16 protein-coding genes are annotated in these 17167 nt (G+C 69.2%); 11 read left to right on the top strand and 5 right to left on the bottom strand.

Annotation, left to right across the window (positions count from 1 at the left end; all coding sequences use genetic code 11):
* The first annotated feature begins 63 nt into the window (after positions 1–63).
* The 5 genes from AC3A4E_RS07490 to AC3A4E_RS07470 all read left to right on the top strand — a co-directional run bounded on the left by AC3A4E_RS07490 (position 64) and on the right by AC3A4E_RS07470 (position 5983).
* The gene (locus AC3A4E_RS07490; protein WP_487630882.1) at positions 64–1875 is read left to right on the top strand and encodes a DUF885 domain-containing protein; all 1812 of its coding nucleotides are present in this window, start codon (positions 64–66) and stop codon (positions 1873–1875) included.
* 217 nt (positions 1876–2092) lie between these two features.
* A complete protein-coding gene (locus tag AC3A4E_RS07485) occupies positions 2093–2599 on the top strand; it encodes a DNA-deoxyinosine glycosylase (protein WP_487630881.1) in 507 nt (168 codons plus the stop codon).
* A gap of 242 nt (positions 2600–2841) precedes the next feature.
* Complete coding sequence (locus tag AC3A4E_RS07480) at positions 2842–3702, top strand: pirin family protein (protein WP_487630880.1); 861 nt, start codon at positions 2842–2844, stop codon at positions 3700–3702.
* 78 nt (positions 3703–3780) lie between these two features.
* The gene (locus tag AC3A4E_RS07475; RefSeq protein ID WP_487630879.1) at positions 3781–4230 is read left to right on the top strand and encodes a hypothetical protein; all 450 of its coding nucleotides are present in this window, start codon (positions 3781–3783) and stop codon (positions 4228–4230) included.
* Positions 4231–4315: 85 nt separating this feature from the next.
* On the top strand, positions 4316–5983 hold the full coding sequence (locus AC3A4E_RS07470) for an alpha/beta hydrolase (RefSeq protein ID WP_487630878.1): 1668 nt from the start codon (positions 4316–4318) through the stop codon (positions 5981–5983).
* 76 nt (positions 5984–6059) lie between these two features.
* Here AC3A4E_RS07470 and AC3A4E_RS07465 read toward each other — a convergent pair whose 3' ends face one another.
* The 4 genes from AC3A4E_RS07465 to AC3A4E_RS07450 form a co-directional block, all read right to left on the bottom strand.
* The gene (locus AC3A4E_RS07465; protein WP_487630877.1) at positions 6060–6911 is read right to left on the bottom strand and encodes a pirin family protein; all 852 of its coding nucleotides are present in this window, start codon (positions 6909–6911) and stop codon (positions 6060–6062) included.
* Between the two features lie 195 nt (positions 6912–7106).
* On the bottom strand, positions 7107–9314 hold the full coding sequence (gene rlmKL / locus AC3A4E_RS07460) for a bifunctional 23S rRNA (guanine(2069)-N(7))-methyltransferase RlmK/23S rRNA (guanine(2445)-N(2))-methyltransferase RlmL (protein WP_487630876.1): 2208 nt from the start codon (positions 9312–9314) through the stop codon (positions 7107–7109).
* A gap of 119 nt (positions 9315–9433) precedes the next feature.
* Positions 9434–9964 (bottom strand): alpha/beta hydrolase, encoded by a 531-nt coding sequence (locus tag AC3A4E_RS07455; protein WP_487630875.1) that lies wholly within the window; start codon positions 9962–9964, stop codon positions 9434–9436.
* Entirely contained in the window at positions 9961–10461 is a 501-nt protein-coding gene (locus tag AC3A4E_RS07450; RefSeq protein WP_487630874.1) for an MOSC domain-containing protein, read from the bottom strand. The genes AC3A4E_RS07455 and AC3A4E_RS07450 overlap by 4 nt, the downstream gene beginning before the upstream one ends.
* 23 nt (positions 10462–10484) lie before the next feature.
* Here AC3A4E_RS07450 and AC3A4E_RS07445 point away from each other — a divergent pair, with 23 nt between their 5' ends.
* From AC3A4E_RS07445 to AC3A4E_RS07430, 4 genes are all read left to right on the top strand, one after another.
* Positions 10485–11057 (top strand): N-acetylmuramoyl-L-alanine amidase, encoded by a 573-nt coding sequence (locus tag AC3A4E_RS07445; protein WP_487630873.1) that lies wholly within the window; start codon positions 10485–10487, stop codon positions 11055–11057.
* Positions 11058–11148: 91 nt separating this feature from the next.
* Positions 11149–12033 (top strand): acyl-CoA thioesterase II, encoded by an 885-nt coding sequence (tesB, locus tag AC3A4E_RS07440; RefSeq protein WP_487630872.1) that lies wholly within the window; start codon positions 11149–11151, stop codon positions 12031–12033.
* The gene (locus tag AC3A4E_RS07435) at positions 12033–12854 is read left to right on the top strand and encodes a hypothetical protein (protein ID WP_487630871.1); all 822 of its coding nucleotides are present in this window, start codon (positions 12033–12035) and stop codon (positions 12852–12854) included. Before tesB ends, AC3A4E_RS07435 begins: the two co-directional genes overlap by 1 nt.
* Positions 12855–12951: 97 nt before the next feature.
* Entirely contained in the window at positions 12952–14133 is a 1182-nt protein-coding gene (locus AC3A4E_RS07430) for an RNA polymerase sigma factor (protein ID WP_487630870.1), read from the top strand.
* A 179-nt stretch (positions 14134–14312) separates the two neighbouring features.
* Here AC3A4E_RS07430 and AC3A4E_RS07425 read toward each other — a convergent pair whose 3' ends face one another.
* Positions 14313–15005 carry an EF-hand domain-containing protein gene (locus tag AC3A4E_RS07425; protein ID WP_487630869.1) on the bottom strand — a complete coding sequence of 231 codons (693 nt, stop codon included), beginning with the start codon at positions 15003–15005 and terminating at the stop codon, positions 14313–14315.
* A gap of 148 nt (positions 15006–15153) precedes the next feature.
* Here AC3A4E_RS07425 and AC3A4E_RS07420 point away from each other — a divergent pair, with 148 nt between their 5' ends.
* Both AC3A4E_RS07420 and AC3A4E_RS07415 read left to right on the top strand, forming a co-directional pair.
* On the top strand, positions 15154–15906 hold the full coding sequence (locus AC3A4E_RS07420; RefSeq protein ID WP_487630868.1) for an arginyltransferase: 753 nt from the start codon (positions 15154–15156) through the stop codon (positions 15904–15906).
* Complete coding sequence (locus AC3A4E_RS07415; RefSeq protein WP_487630867.1) at positions 15903–17129, top strand: endonuclease/exonuclease/phosphatase family protein; 1227 nt, start codon at positions 15903–15905, stop codon at positions 17127–17129. The genes AC3A4E_RS07420 and AC3A4E_RS07415 overlap by 4 nt, the downstream gene beginning before the upstream one ends.
* Positions 17130–17167: the final 38 nt, after the last annotated feature.

Here is a 17167-nt window from a genome sequence, read left to right as displayed (position 1 = left end):
ATGCAGGGCCGCCGGCGCGCCTCTATGCTTGCGCGCTGTCCCAACTTTTCGGAAATCCGCCGCATGCGTCGTTCCCTGCTCGCTGTCGCCGTGCTCACCGCCGCCCTCGCCGGCTGCAATCGTGAGGCGCCGACCACGCCCGCCACCGCGCAGGACGCGCCCGCTGCCACCGCACCGTCGCAGGCCGACGCCGCGTTCGCCGAACTGTCGAAGCGCTATCTCGACGAAGGCATGAAGTTCTCGCCGATCTCGGCCACGCAGATCGGTGACCACCGCTTCGATTCGGAGATCGACGATCTCTCCGCGGCCGGCCGCCAGGCGGGTCTCGATTTCAACCGCCGCTACCTGACCGAACTCGAGGCGATCGATTTCGCCCAGCTCTCGCGCGACAACCACGTCGATGCGCTGATCCTCAGGAACACCCTCGAATACGGCATCTGGGACAGCGAGACGCTGCAGAGCTGGGCCTGGGATCCGCAGATGTACAGCGGCCTGGCCGGCGGCGCGATCTACAACCTGATGGCGCGCGAATTCGCGCCGATGCCCGAGCGCTTGAAGTCCGCGACCGCGCGCATGGAGAAGATCCCGGCGATCCTCGCCCAGGCCCGTGAGAACCTCGACCCCGCGCGTGTTCCCGCCACCCATGCACGCACCGTCGCCGCGCAGAACAAGGGCGTGCTGTCGCTGATCGAGACCTTCATCAAGCCCAATGCCGACCAGCTGCAGGGCGAGGACCGCACGCGCCTCGACGCTGCGGTGGAGACGCTGCGCGCCGCGGTCGACGAACACCAGACCTGGCTCGACGGCACCCTCGTGCCGAACGCCAAGGGCGAGTTCCGCGTCGGCGCGGAGATCTACGACCAGAAGCTCAAGTTCGCGCTCAACTCCTCGCTCAGCCGCCAGGACATCCGCCAGCGCGCCGAAGCCGAACTCGTGCGCATCCGCGACGAGATGTACGTCGTCGCGCAGGCCGTGCTGAAGGATCGCGAAGGCGCACCGGAGACACCGGCGCAGCCGAGCGAGGATCAGCGCCAGGCGGCGATCGAAGCGGCGATGGAAGTCGCCTACGCCGACAAGCCGGGCCGCAACGAAGTCGTCGATTTCGCCAAGCACACGCTCGACGTCGCGACCGAGTTCACCCGCCAGCACGACCTGGTCACGGTGCCCGACGATCCGGTCAAGATCATCCTGATGCCGGAATTCCAGCGCGGCGTCGCGGTCGCGTATTGCGATTCGCCCGGCCCGCTCGACAAGGGTCTGGACACCTATTACGCGATCTCGCCGATCCCGGACGACTGGGATGACGGCCAGGTCGATTCGTTCCTGCGCGAATACAACAAGCACATGATCCACGTGCTGACGATCCACGAAGCGATGCCCGGTCATTACCTCGAAGGCGCGCATTCGGTGAACCACCCGTCGACGCTGCGCGCGGTGTTCCGTTCGGGTCCGTTCGCCGAAGGCTGGGCGGTCTACACCGAGCGGATGATGGCCGACGCCGGCTATGCCGACAACGACCCGCTGTTCCGCCTGATGCAGCTGAAGTTCTACGCTCGCGCCGTGGCGAACGCGATCCTCGACCAGGGCATCCACGTCGACAACTGGATCAAGGAACAGGCGATGGACCTGATGGTCCGCCAGACCTTCCAGCAGACCAGCGAAGCCGAAGGCAAGTGGATCCGCGCCCAGCTGTCGTCGACCCAGCTCGCCACCTACTTCGTCGGCGCGCAGGAACATTTCGACGCGCGCAAGGCCGCCGAAGCCAAGGCCGGCGAGGCGTTCAACCTCAAGCAGTATCACGACGACATGCTGGCCCAAGGCGCACCTCCGGTGCGCTTCGCACGTCAGCTGATGCTGGACGAGACGATCGAGTAAGCGGCTCCCGCGCTTTCCGCGTCTGCAGTCGTCTCCGGAAGATCCGGCCCGCGGTCACGCGGGCCGTCCGCGGCAGGGATCGGCTGCATGCGCGGGTCCGTGACGTCCGGCAGACGGCTGGCCCGCCATGCTGCTCATCCATCGTCGGCAGAAGAACGACCTGTTGCCTCCCATGGGATTCCCTCCCCCCCGATCCATCGCACCACAGGGCACCCCATTGCCTGACGCACGGGTCCGCAGTTTCCCGCCCGTCGTCGACCCGCGTGCCCACACGCTCGTGCTGGGCAGCATGCCGGGCGTGGCGTCGCTCCACGCCGACCGCTACTACGCCCATCCGCGCAACCTGTTCTGGCCGATCGTCGGCTCGCTGTTCGGGTTCGACGCCAGCCTGCCCTACGACGCACGGCTCACGCGCCTGGCCGATGCCGGTGTCGCCCTGTGGGACGTGGCCAGCGAGTGCGTGCGTCCCGGGAGCCTCGACGCCCGGATCGAAGCGGGCAGCGTGGTGCCGAACGACATCGCCGGGCTGCTGGCGCGCTATCCGGGCATCGTCCGGATCCGCTTCAACGGCGCCAGCGCGGAAGCGTTGTTCCGGCGCCATGTGCTGACTGCACTCGACCGGGTACCTGACCTTCTGCGCCTCCCCTCCACCAGCCCGGCGCATGCGTCGCTCGGACTGGAGGCCAAACGCGCAGCCTGGCGTGCGGGGCTGCTCGACGACTGACGTGATCGGCAACAATCCTGGCGACCTTCCTGGTGGACGCAGCACTTGATGAGGCAGCGCTGGTGCGCCGCTGGAGGACATCAGGCAGCGCGCGGACGTTGCAGACCCGCACGTGCCGCGATGCTGCCCCGCTCCAGCACTGGAATCTTCGCCGGAATGGATCGTCTTGCCGGCAGGCGGCCGCACATGCCGGCCCGCTGGCATGCTGGCGCTCCGCCCTTGCCGCCGCCGGAGCCGACGCCATGACCCTGCTGATCAATCCCCGCACCCACGATCTCGGGGGCTTCGAAGTCCGCCGCGCGGTGCCGACGCTGCAGGCACGCAGCGTCGGTCCGTTCGTCTTCGTCGACCACATGGGCCCGGCGATCTTCGAAAAGGGCGCCGGCGTCGACGTGCGCCCGCATCCGCACATCGGCCTGGCCACGGTGACCTTCCTGTGGTCGGGCACGATCCATCACGCCGACACCCTCGGCCACTCGCAGGACATCACCGCGGGCGACGTCAACTGGATGACCGCCGGGCGAGGCATCGCGCATGCCGAACGCACGCCACTCGCGCTGCGCGAAGGTGCGCATCCGCTGCACGGCATGCAGACCTGGGTCGCACTGCCGAAAGCGCACGAGGAAACCGCACCGGCGTTCCATCACCATGCCGCAGCCACCCTGCCCCAGTTCCGGCGCAACGGCGCCTGGGTGCGGGTGATCGCCGGACGTGCGTTCGGTGAGGAATCGCCGGTGCGCGTGTTCGCCGACACGCTCAACGTCGCGCTGGATCTCGAGCCGGACGCCGAGCTGTCGATTCCGCCCTCGCATGTCGAACGCGCGCTCTATGTCCTCGAAGGCGATGCACAACTCGATGGCGCAGACGTCCCGCCGCGGCACCTCGCGGTGCTCGATGCGGGATCGCCCGCGACGCTGCGGGCGAAGACACCGCTGAAGGCGATGCTGTTCGGCGGTGAGCCGCTCGACGGGCCACGTCACCTGTGGTGGAACTTCGTGTCCTCGTCCAAAGACCGCATCGAGCAGGCCAAGGACGACTGGCGCGCAGGCCGGTTCGGCACGGTGCCCGGCGATCCGGAGTTCATTCCGCTTCCGGAACGGTGACGCCTGTCACAATCGAGGGCGTGTGGCGGCGCGCACTCGCGGTATCGTCGGGGACTGGGGTTTCAGGGGACACCGACGATGCATCCGATCCGACCGCTCGCGCTGCTCGGCGCGCTGGTCTGCGCCGGCATGGCGCATGCCCAGTCCACCATCGACTGCCCGCACCTGCCGCCGGACGCGTCCGTGCAGTGGGAGGTCCAGCCAGGACCGGATTTCGTGTTCTGCCGCGCCGTGGACCGCAGTTCCGGCCAGCAGGCATTCGCCGTGACCCTGGGGCGCAACGCGACCTTCAAGCCCAGACGCAACGATCGTATCGGCGACCGCATCACCATCGATGGCACCCGCACGTACTGGCATGCGCCGGACAACGAACTCACCGGTGCACTGGTGCGCGAAACGCTGCTGGAACTTTCGTCCGGAGAGTACGCGCACATCATCGTGCGGGCGGCTGACGAGGCTGCGCTGGCGCAGTCGGTCCGGATGGCGGAAGGGCTGCATTTCCAGGACGTACGCCTGGGCGGCAGGTAGGACACCAGCCGCAGCGTTGCTGCGCATGACGCGTCCGGCCTTCTCTACGCCGGGTCGCGATCGACCTGGGCGATATCATCGTCCGATGCCGATCCTGCCGCCCTTCCGTCGCATCGCCGCCCGCCTGCTCGACCCGCTCTGCAGCATGGGCGTCTGGCTGGGCAGCATCTGTTTCGCCGCCTCGCTGATGCCCAGCCTGATTCCACGCGATGCCCTGCTTCAGGGTGTGCTGTCGGGTATCGCGTTCGCACTCGGTTACGGCGTCGGGGTGCTGCTCAGATGGCTCTGGGTGTTCCTCGAACTGCCACGGCTGCGGGATCTGGCGATCGGCCGGGTTGCCACCGCATTCGCGGTGGTCGTCGGCGCGACGATGGTGTTCGGCTTTCTGGCGCAGGCCTCCGGCTGGCAGAACGACATCCGCGCCCGCATGGGCATGGAGGCGGTCGCGAGTGCACGACCGTTCTTCGTCGGACTGGTGGCCGCGGGCATCGCCGCGGCGTTGCTGGCGCTCGGGCGCATGTTCCGCGGCGTGGTAAGGGTCCTGTCGCGGCGTCTCGACCGGCACCTGCCGCCGCGCGTGTCGCGCATCGTCGGTTTCGCGCTGGCCGGCCTCGTGTTCTGGTCGATCGGCAACGGCATCGTGTTCGAGACCGGGCTGCGCATGCTCGATTCGTCCTACCGGCAACTCGACGCGGTGGTGGATACGGCACTGGCACCACCCACCGACCCGCTGAAGGCCGGCAGTGACGCGTCGCTGGTCGACTGGTCGGGGCTGGGCCGCATGGGCCGGGCGGCCGTCGCCGCGGCGCCGACACGCGCCGACATCGAAGCCTTGACCGGAGTGCCGGCGCAGGAACCGCTGCGCATCTACGTCGGGCTCAATTCCGCGCCGGACATCGCCGCGCGCGCGCAGCTCGCGCTGGCGGAAATGATCCGCGTCGGCGCGTTCGAACGCGGGACCCTGGTCATCAACACGCCGACCGGCACGGGCTGGCTCGACCCCGCCAGCCAGCAGGCGCTCGAATACCTGCTCCACGGCGATGTGGCGACGGTCTCGGTGCAGTACTCGTACCTCGCCAGCTGGATGGCGCTGATGGTCGACCCGGGCTACGGCGCCGAATCGGCGCGCGCCCTGTTCGCCGCGGTGCATGGGCACTGGCGCACACTGCCACCCGACGGGCGCCCGCGGCTGTACCTGCATGGCCTGAGCCTGGGCGCCCTCAACTCCGACCTGTCGGTGGACCTGTTCGACATCCTCGGCGAACCCTTCGATGGCGCACTGTGGGCGGGCCCGCCCTTCCCCAGCCGCACCTGGCGGCATGCCACACAGGCGCGCGATGCGACGACGCCGGCCTGGCGGCCCCGCTATGGCGACGGCTCGGTCGTGCGCTTCCTGACCCAGGACGGTGCTGCGCCCGGCCAGGCCGCCTGGGTCGGCACCCGCATCGTCTACCTGCAGTATCCGAGCGATCCGATCACGTTCTTCGAGCCCGGCAGCGCATGGCGACGACCCGCGTGGCTGTCAGGACCGCGCGCCGATGACGTCTCCGATTCGCTGCACTGGTTTCCGCTGGTGACCTTTCTGCAGCTGGGCATGGACATGGCGGTCGCGACGTCGACGCCGACCGGCTACGGGCACGTGTTCGCCGCCGACGACTATGTCGACGCCTGGATCGCGACGACCGCACCACAGGGCTGGGACGCGCAGTCCGTGGCCGCGTTGAAAGCGACACTCGCGGCGCAGGGGCTGTAGGCGTCCGCGTCGCCGGCGCACGCCAGCCTTCAGACGATCACCTGCGCGTTCGACACCGCACGCCGCCGGGCACCTGTCAGAACCGGCCCTGCTCGTAATCCACGAAGGCCTGCATGAGTTCCTCGCGGGTGTTCATGACGAACGGGCCGTGACGTGCAACCGGTTCACGCAGCGGACGACCCGCCACGAGGATCAGGCGGACACCGGCCTCTCCGGCCTCGACACGCAACGTCGCGCCGCCGCCGAGCACGGCGAGTTCCTGCGACGACAGTGGCCGCGCGTCATCGCCCGTCCCCACGCGCGCATCGCCCTCGAACGCATAGGCGAATGCGTTGTGGCCATCGGGCAGCGTGTACGCCCACGTCGCGCCGGGTGCGAGCGTGACATCGAGGTAGACCGGGTCGGTCGCCGGCTGCGCGATCGGGCCGGTGATGCCGTCGACGACACCGGCGATCACTTTCACCGACACGCCCTCGCCCGCCTGCACGACCGGAATACGCCCGGGCGCGAAGTCCTGGTACTTCGGCGCGGTCATCTTGTCCTTCGCGGGCAGGTTCACCCACAGCTGGAAGCCGCGCATGCGGCCCGCTTCCTGTTCGGACATCTCCGAATGCACGAGGCCGCGACCGGCGGTCATCCACTGCACGCTGCCCGGCACCAGCAGGCCCTCGTTGCCGTGGTTGTCCTTGTGGCGCATCCGGCCGTCGAGCATGTAGGTGACGGTTTCGAAGCCGCGGTGCGGATGCTCGGGAAAACCGGCGAGGTAATCCTCGGGCCTGTCGGTGCCGAACTCGTCGAGCATCAGGAACGGATCGAGATCGGGCAGCTGCGGGCTGCCGATGACGCGCGTGAGCTTCACGCCGGCACCGTCGCTGGCGGGCATGCCGCGGACGAGGCGGACGATGCGTGCGTCTGTGGTGGCGGTCATCGTGCGGCTCCTGTCGGGTCTCCAGACACCATGCGGGCATCGCGGCCACATTCCACACGCGTGGGTGGAACGGAGGTTTCCGTCAGGTCATCCGGGACGGGAACAGTGCGTGCGGACCGTCCGCGTATGCGTCGCGATCCGCAGGCGCTGTCCCGGCCCGTCTCCCCGAGGGCAAGACGGACCGGCGTTCCGGGCTCAGCGCGCGGTGATGCGCCAGGCGCGGTGGATGCGCGGGTTGCGTTCGAAGTCCTGCGGAATCGTCGCCGGGCTGATGTCTTCGACGTGCGCGAACGCGGCGACGGCTTCGGCGTCGAGCTTGAAGCGGCGGAAGTTGTTGGAGAAATACAGCACGCCGCCCGGCGCGAGCCGCGCCACCGCGGCCTCCAGCAGACGCACGTGTTCGCGCTGGATGTCGAAGTCCTTGGCGCGCGCCGAGTTCGAGAACGTCGGCGGATCGCAGAAGATCAGATCAAATTGCGCGGTCTCGGCTTCCAGCCATTGCAGCGCGTCGGCCTGCACCAGACGGTGCTTCGCGCCGCCGTAACCATTCGCGGCGAGGTTGTCGGCGCACCACTGCAGGTACGTGCCCGACAGATCGACGGTGGTCGTGGTGCGCGCACCGCCACCGGCCGCGTGCACGGTCGCCGCGCCGGTGTAGCCGAACAGGTTGAGGAAGCGGGTGTCGGCGGCTTCTTCGGCAATGCGCAGGCGCATCGGCCGGTGATCTAGGAACAGGCCGGTGTCGAGATAGTCGAACAGGTTCACGCGCAGGTGCACGCGGCCTTCGTCGACCAGCAGGAATTCATGGCGCGCATCGAAGCGGCCGTACTTGCTGCCGCCCTTGCCTTTCGAACGCGTCTTGACCGCGATGCGCTCGCGCGGAATGCGGAACACGTCGCGCGCGGCGGCCAGCACATCACCGAAGCGCCGCCGCGTCACGTCCTCCGGAATCTCGGCCGGCGCCGCGTATTCCTGGATGTGCAGCCACAGCGGCGTGCCTTCGGCGCTGACGTCCGCTTCGGACTGGATGTAGACGTCGATCGCGGCCGCGTATTCCGGCAGATCGGCATCGTAAACGCGGTAGCAGGTCACGCCCTCGCGCTCGCGCCAGGTCTTGAACTTGCGCAGGTTCTTGCGCAGGCGATTGGCGACCATCGTCGCGCCTTCGCCGAGTGCGTCCGCAGTTTCGCTGACGGCGCGCTGCGGCGGCCGTACCGGATCGCAGACGATCAGGCTGCACTCGATAGCGCCGTTGAAGACCTGGTACTTCTTCTTCGCGCGCAGGCCGGTGGCGTGTGCGAGTTCGGGGTCGCCGCACAGCAGGCTCGCGCGCCACTCGGGCACCGCGCGTCCCAGCGCGTTGCCGAGCGTGCGATACAGCGCGGGGTCGGCAGCGAGGCGCGCGTCGTAGGGCGGATTGCAGACCGCGAGGCCGCGCTTCACCGATTCCGCCAGCGCAGCATCCTCCTGCGAGGCCGGCGGCACCGGTGCCTGCAGGGTGGCGACGTCGCCGATCTGCCACTCGATCGCCTCGCGCAGGCCGGCGGCCGTGGCGTTCTCGCGCGCGGCATGGATCGCATGCGGATCGAGATCGCGGCCGAAGAACACGGCGCGCAGGCGCTGACGGCCGGTCCGTTCGCGCGCGAGGGCGTCTTCGCACAGCGTTTCCCATTGCGCGACGTCGAACCCACGCCAGCGGCTCGGCGCACGGCCAGCCGTCGCCGCACCCCCATCACGTGCCAGACCGGGTGCGACGTCGGCGGCCATCAGCGCGCCTTCGATCAGCAGCGTGCCGCTGCCGCACATCGGATCCAGCAGCGCGCCGCCTTCGGCATACAGCGCCGGCCAGCCGCCGCGCATCAGCACTGCAGCCGCGAGGTTCTCCTTCAACGGCGCCTCGCCCTGTGCACGACGCCAGCCGCGACGATGCAGCGGGCCACCGCCCAGATCGACCGACAGGATCGCGCGGCCCTTGCGCACCACCAGGCTCAGGCGCAGATCCGGCGATTCGACATCGACGTCCGGACGGGCGCCGGTCGCTTCGCGCAACGAATCGACGATCGCGTCCTTGACCCGCTGCGCGGCGTAGCGCGCATGGGTGATCGCGCTGCCCGAGACATGCGGATCGATCGCGAGCGTCATGGTCGCGTCGAGATGTTCGGTCCAGTCGACAGTGCGCGCGCCGGCGTAGAGCGCGTCCTCGTCATCGCAGGCGTAATCGGCGATGGGCCACAGCACGCGGCTGGCCAGACGCGACCACAGCACCGCGCGCTGCGCGTCATGCAGGGTGCCTTCGACATTGGCGCCGGCGGTCGTCGCCGTGGCGTGCGCGCAGCCGAGTGCGAGCAGCTCGTCGACGAGCAGATATTCGAGGCCCTTGGGGCAGCTGGCAAAAAATTTCATGGGAATCCGGGTGATACGTAGGAGGTGTTCGCGCTTCGCCTCGGCGTCGTGCCCGAGGCGTTCGACGGACCCAGTCCGGTCAGGCGGGCATGACGGATCGAAGCGGAAACGGAGTCAGATCAGAGCGACCGCAGCAACGCCGCGAATGCATCTGCCGACGCATCCACATGCGCGGTCAGACGGTGATTGTCGTCGACCAGCAGCAGCCGGCCGCGGCGCGCGCAGGTCCAGTCGACGACATCGGCGGCGGGAATCAGTTCGTCGTCCCAGCCGTGCACGACCGACAGCGGCACGTCGGCCGCCTGCAGCGGATGCGCGGCGTCGAGGCGCACGGGCGGCGCCATCAGGAACAGGCCGGCGACCGGCACCTGCAGCGAGACATGCCCCGCCATCCACGCACCGAGACTGGAACCGGCCAGCACTACCGGTCCGCGCGCGGCGGCATCCAGAGTCAGCCGCAGCAGACGTTCGATGCGCGCGGCGACATCGCCGAGCGGGCTCACATCACGCTTGCCGTCGAGATCGGTGAAGTCCGGGCGCTCGTGGCTCCAGCCCAGGCGTTCCGCGGCCTCGGCGAGCGCGGTGACCTTGGTGGCATCGGGGCCGCTCTCGAAGCCGTGCGAGAGGATGCAGTGGCCGCGCGCGCTCATGCGTCCACCCATTCGACCGTGTCACCGATCTTCAGCGCGCCGCCTGTGATCACCCGCGCGCACAGGCCGCCCATGCCGCGGATCGCGTTGTAGCCGCCGGGGCCGAGCGCCGCCTCCATCTTCGAACACGGATCACACGGCGCCGTGCCTTCGAGCAGCACCTCGCCGACGCGGAAACGCCGCCCCTTGAGCGCGATCAACGGAATGCCGGAGACCACCAGGTTGCGGCGCAGCGTCACCGGCGTGACCTCGGCATGGCCGCTCAGCGCAGCGATTGCCGGCAGATGCTCGGCCTGGATCAGGGTCACGCCGCGCTTGCCGCTGCCGCCGGTGTAACGATCGCCCTCGAGGCCGATGCCGGTTACCGCGACTGCGCTGTCTACGACGCGGATCGGCGCGTCGCGAGCCGGCCGCAGGCCGATCCAGTCGACCCGGCCGACGCGCGGAAACTGCGTCATCAGGGCGTGCAGGTCGGAGTCTGGCGGCGGATTTCTCATGTGTGAATGCTAGCATCCGGGCCATGTCCGACCCCACGTCCGCGCCCCGGATCGCGCTGCAACCGCTGCCCTATGTGGACCTGCTGGCGCCGCGCGCGGCATCGGACATCACCCTGGTCGTCATCCACTGCACCGAGCTGCCCGACCTCGCCACGGCGCGTGTCTATGGCGAGCGCGCGCTCTACGACAGCGGCGCCGGTGCCAGCGGCCATTGGTACATCGACCGCGACGGCCGCATCGTCGAATACGTGCCCGCGACCCGCGTTGCCCACCATGTGCGCGGCCACAACGCGCAGTCGGTCGGGATCGAACTCGTCAACACCGGCCGCTTCCCGGACTGGTACGACAGCCGGCACCAGGCGATGGACGAGGCCTACACGCCGGCGCAGATCGACGCGCTGGTCGCGCTGCTCGCGCATCTGCGCGCCACGCTGCCGAATCTTCGCGACATTGCCGGCCACGAGGATCTGGACACCGATCGCGTCGCCGCCAGCGACGATCCGGCCCTGACCGTCGCCCGCAAACGCGACCCCGGCCCGCTCTTCCCGTGGACGGATGTGCTGGCGCGCGTCCCGCTGACCCGCATCGGCGTCTGAACGCCCGCGTCAGAGCCCCGGCCCGCCCCCACCTATAATCGTCGGCCGGCAAGCATCCGCATTGCCGCCCCACCGTGCACGGCCCCCCGCGATGACCCCGCCCGTTTCCGAACTGATCGACCTGCTCTCGCTCGAGCGCCTCGAAGACAACCTGTTCCGCGGCCAGAGCCGCGACATCGGCACCAAGTACGTGTTCGGTGGCCAGGTGCTGGGCCAGGCGCTGTCGGCCGCGCAGGCCACGATGACCAGCCCGCGCCCGGCGCACTCGCTGCACGCGTATTTCCTGCGCGCCGGCGATGTGGACGCGCCGATCGTCTACGACGTCGACCGCACCCGCGATGGCGGCAGCTTCTCGGTGCGCCGCGTGACCGCGATCCAGCACGGCAAGGTGATCTTCTTCTGCGCCGCTTCGTTCCAGGAAGAGGAAGCCGGCGCCGAGCACCAGCTGACGATGCCGGAAGTGCCGGCGCCGGAAGACATCGCACCGCAGGATCCGCTGCCGGCCGAAGTGCTGGCCAAGCTGCCGGTCAAGGTGCAGCGCTGGCTCGACCGCAGCGGACCGTTCGAATTCCGTCACGTGTATCCACGCGACGAGCTCCATCCGCCCAAGCGTCCGCCGTTCCAGCAGATGTGGTTCCGCCTGACCGGCCCGGTCGGCGATGCGCCCGCGCTGCATCGTGCGCTGCTGGCCTACGCATCCGATTTCCAGCTGCTGGGCACGGCCACGTTCCCGCACGGCATCAGCTACTACCAGCCGAACGTGCAGATGGCCTCGCTCGACCACGCGCTGTGGTTCCACCGTCCGTTCCGCGTCGACGACTGGCTGCTGTACTCGCTCGACAGCCCCAGCGCGCAGGGTGCGCGCGGACTGGCGCGCGGGCAGATCTTCGACCGCGCCGGACGCCTGGTCGCCAGCACCGCGCAGGAAGGCATGATCCGCGTGCTGCCGGGCGACGCCGCGCCGAAGGCGGGCTGATGCGTCAGGTCTTCTCCAGCCCCCGCCTCGAGAACGTCGAACGCGTTGCCGAACTGCTGCGTGCCGACGGCATCGAGGTGCGCATCCTCAACGGCCGCTCCTACAAGGGCAGCCGCCGGAGTGCCTTCAGCTTCCGTGACAACGCCGGCGGTCCCAGGCCTTCGGTGTGGGTGATCCGCTCCGACGACCAGACACGGGCGCGCGCACTGCTGCGTGATATCGGCCTGCTGCAGAACCAGCCTTCGACGCGCAGTTATCTCGGCCAGAGCGATGTTGTGTTCGCGCCGGCCGCCGAAGCGCCGGCCAAGGGCATGACGCGCGCGTCCAAGGTGCGTTACACGCTGATCGGCGGCGCGGTGCTGGTGATCGCGCTGTCGTGGTGGAACCGGCCGTCGACGGAGACGCCTCAGGAAGCACCTGTCGCCGCAGCGCCAGAGACGGTGCTCGACATGGTGCCGCCGACCGTCGAAGCCAGCGAGTACCGCGCGCCGGTACCGCGGGCACTGGCCACGGCCGTGCTGGCAGATGCACTGGCTTCGCGGGCGGGACCGGTGTGCGTGGCGATCGACGGCGATGCGCCGGCGGCGCACCTGCTGGCGGAACTCGAAGCCGGTTATCCCGACGTCCATCCGTCCTCGGCCTGCAGCGGCGGCGACGGTCGGGCCGCATCGCTGGATGTCACCAACTACCGCACCGATGGTTCCGGACAGGGCACGGTGGATCTGGTCAGCGGCGGCAGCAACGCCGCGCAGGGCCTGGTCACGCGCACGCTGGACGTGCGCCGCGACGGCCGCGACTGGCAGTTCGACGCCGCCGACTGATCGCAGTCACGCGGTTCTGCAGGCATCATCGAAGGCGCCGGTCACATCCGGCGCCCGGGTCGCGTCTCTTGAAGCGACCCGACCTGCAAGGATCGCCATGAACGCCATCGCCGCCGATCTCGGCCTCGAAGACCGGATCCACCTGGAGTTGCCCGCCGCGCGCAGTGGCGACCAGGCCGCGTACGGCCGCATCGTGCAGATGAGCCAGAACGCGACGACCGCGATCGCGCTGGCGATCACCCGCGACGTGCAGGCCAGCCAGGACATCGCGCAGGAGGCCTATCTCAAGGCCTGGCAGCAACTGGGCAGGCTGCAGAACACGACGAGTTTTCTGCCGTGGCTGCGACAGATCACCCGCAACCTCGCCCGCGACCATCTGCGGGCGCGGCGCGAGCGCATGGTGGCCGGCGAAGCCGCCGAGATCGCGATCGCGCAGGCGGCCGATCCCGAGGGCTGCCCGATGCAGCGGATCGTCGACGACGAGACCGGACGCGTCGCCGCGGACCTGATCTCCGATCTGCCCGACGAGAGCCGCGAGGTGCTGCTGCTGTATTACCGCGAGGGCGGCAATTCGAAGCAGGTCGCCGCGCTGCTCGGCCTGTCGGACGCCGCGGTGCGCAAGCGCCTGTCGCGCGCACGCCGCAGCCTGCGCGAGGATCTGATGGCGCGCTTCCAGGAGTTCGCCGCGGGCTCGGCGCCGGGCACCGCGTTCACGCTGCTGGTGACGGCCGGACTGGCGGCGTTCGCGAAGCCGGCAGCGGCAGGCACGTTCGCAGGCGTTGCAGCCGGCGGGGCATTCGGCGCAGGTGTCGCCGGCAAGGCCGCGCTGGGCAGTGCGAGCGCGCTCGGCGCCGCAGGCGTGTCGCTGGTGTTCGGCGGGCTGACGATGTGGCTGTGCCGGAAGATGGTCGCGCGTTACGCCGATACCGAAGCCGAACGCCGGGCGATCCTGAAACTCTACGACCGCTGGTTCGTCTGGGGGTCGCTGGCGGGTGGTGTCGTCGGGGCGGGCTTCGGCTTTATGGCGGGCAGCCGCGACATGCCGGCAGCCTGGTTGTCGGCGGCGGTCGCAATCGCATTGTTCCTCTACAACTACCCGCTGCTGACCAGCATGCCGCGTCTGATGAATCCGCTGATTGCGCGGGACATCGCGCGTGACCCCAAGGGCGGCGCCCGCCGTGCACTCGGCTACCGGCTGATGTTCGGGCCAAGCGGCCTGATCCTGACCAACGTCGCCATGCTGGGCATCGTGTTGATCCTCTGGCTCAAAAACGCCTGAGCCGTGCGTGCAGAGGGTGTCGCGCGAAGGATGTATCCGCGCGCATTCCGTTTGCGATCCACCTTGCGGATGCCGGGCGTGACCTCGAAAACGCGCTGCCTAGAAGCCCGTTTCGAGCCCGTGCGCACAGAAAAAGGCCGCGCGAAGCGCGGCCTTTCCGTTGACATGTCGCCCGCGACTCAGCGCTGCGGACGTGCCGGACGCAGCTCCTCGCGGCTCAGGAAGCCGTCGCGGTTCTCGTCGAGCCACGTGAAACGCTCGACCAGACGCGGCATCTTCTCCGACACCTCGACGCGGCTCAGCTTGCCGTCGTTGTTGAGGTCGGCCTCGCGGAACTTCGCATCGAAGCGACGCTCGCCTTCTGCACGACGCTCGGCGGATTTCGCCGTGTGCCAGGTGCGCAGTTCGCTGCGGGTGAGATAGCCGTCGCGGTTGGTGTCGATCGCGTCGAAGTTGGCGACCAGATCGAAACCGCCGCCCTTGTGCGAACGCGGGCCGCCCCGTCCACGCTGCGGACGCTCGCCACGAGCATCGGCGCTGCGTGCGCCTTCGCGCCGTGGGCCATCGGCACGCGGCGTGTCGCCACGCGCGGCGCGCTCGGCGCGATGTGCGTCGCGACGTGCCTGCATCGCGTCCTGACCGGCCTGCGCTTCGGCGCGGCTGATGCGGCCGTCATTGTCGGTGTCGAGTCGCGCAAGCGCGTCGACACGGTCGCCGCCATGGCCGCGCAGGCCGTGGCCGCGATGACGTTCGCCATCAGGCTTGACCGCCTGCGTGCCTGCAGCCGGCGCCTGTGCCTGCGCCGCGGCCGCGCCGATCGTGGTGATGGAGAGCGCCGCGAGCAGCGCGGTGGTGATGAGCCTCGTCTTCATGGGTGTGTTCCCGTTGCCGCGGCACCGTGCCGCTGTGCAGGGATCAACGCCCGCACCACGCATCGCGTTGACCGGCAGGCTGCGCGGTTCAGCCTGCGGTCGGCGAACCGGTCGCGCCGTCTGCGACGCCGGTGCGTATCCTGCCGGCATGCAGACCCCGTCGCGCCCCGCACCAGAACCGGATGCCGGCACAGGCGAATTGCGCCTGTTCCACACCGCACCGCATGCCTGCGGCTACTGGCCGGACCGCGAGGCGCGCGACCTGGTGCTCGATCCGCGCGATCCGCGTCTGGGCACCGTCTATCCGCAGGCGCTGCGCTGGGGCTTCCGCCGCTCGGGCGATATCGTCTACCGCCCGCACTGCGCCGGCTGCAACGCCTGCACCGCAGTGCGCATTCCCGTCGATGCATTCGTGCCGAACCGCAGCCAGCGCCGCACGCTCGCGCGCAATGCCGACATCGATGCGCGTGTGGTCCCCGCCGAGCGCAATGACGAGCGCCTCGCGCTGTACCGGAAATATCTGGTGTCGCGACATCCGGCCGGTGGCATGGACGATCACGGCGCGCACGAGTTCGACCAGTTCCTGATCGGCACCTGGAACGAAGGCCGGCTGCTGGAACTGCGCCTGCACGGACAACTGGTGGCGGTCGCAGTGACGGATCTGATCGAGGATGCGCTGTCGGCCGTCTACACTTTCTACGACCCCGACTTCGTGTCACGCGGACTCGGCACACTGGCGATCCTGCGACAGATCGCCTGGGCGCAGCGCGACCGCCGGCGCTATCTCTATCTCGGCTACTGGATCGATGGACACCGCAAGATGGCTTACAAACGCAATTTCCAGCCGCTCGAAGGCTTCGATGGACGCCAGTGGCGTCCGCTGACGGACGCCGCGCCATGAGCCGCACGTGGCTGATCGCCCTGCTCGCCTGCGCGGCCCTCGTGCTGCTTGCTGCCTGCGTGCGCGTCAACACGCACGGCGACGCGCCGCGCACTGCCGACGCGGCGTCGCCCGGCACGTTGCGCATCGCGACCTACAACACCTCGCTCAACAGCGACGAGGCTGGCGGCCTGCTCGAGAGCCTGCAGGGCGACGACGCCGGCGCCCGCAAGGTCGCCGCGGTATTGCAGCAGGTGCGGCCCGACATCGTGCTGCTCAACGAGTTCGACTACGTTGCCGACGGCAGCGCCGCCGAGCTGTTCCAGAAGCGCTGGCTCGAACGCCCGCAGCCAGGCGGCGGCGAACCGCTGCGCTATCCGTACCGCTATCTCGCACCGGTCAATACCGGCGTGCAGAGCGGTCTGGATCTCGACAACAACGGCACCATCGGTGGCGACGGTCGTGATCGCGGCAACGATGCCTGGGGCTACGGGCTGCATCCCGGCCAGTACGGCATGCTGCTGCTGTCGCGCTATCCGATCGATGCCACTACCGCGCGCACCTTCCAGCTGTTCAAGTGGGATGCGATGCCCGACGCGCGGCGTCCGCGCCATCCTGATGGCCGCCCCTTCCATCCCGACAGCACGTGGTCGCAACTGCGGCTGTCCTCGAAGTCGCACTGGGATGTGCAGGTGCGCGCGCCGGGCGGTGTCCTCCATGTGCTGGCATCGCATCCCACACCGCCCGCATTCGACGGGCCGGAGAAGCGCAACGTCGCCCGCAATCACGACGAAATCCGCTTCTGGACCGACTATCTGTCGCCGGGTACGCACGAGTGGCTGTGCGACGACGCCGGTCGCTGCGGTGGACTGGAGCCCGACGCGCGCTTCGTGATTCTCGGCGATCTCAACAACGACCCCGTCGACGGCTCGGGCGACCACACCGCGATCGTGGAACTGCTCGAACACCCGCGTGTCCTGCGCATGGCCACGCCGCGCAGCGAGGGCGCGATCGAAGCGGCCGAAGCCGACGGCGGTGCGAACGTGCAGCACCGCGGTTCGCATGCACACGACACCGGCAGCTTCGGCCCGCGTGTGGGCAATCTGCGGCTCGACTACGCACTGCCCTCGGTGGGTCATGCCCTCGTCGGCAATGGCGTGTTCTGGCCCCGCAGCGATGCGGCCCACGCAGACATCGTCGATGGCACCGACCATCGACTGGTCTGGGTCGACGTGACGCAGTGAGCGCGCTTCAGGCGACGCGGCACGACGCCGCGTCGCGG

This window comes from Luteimonas sp. Soil_N_1 (assembly GCF_057656255.1).
This window is presented reverse-complemented; position numbering and strand designations above follow the sequence as displayed.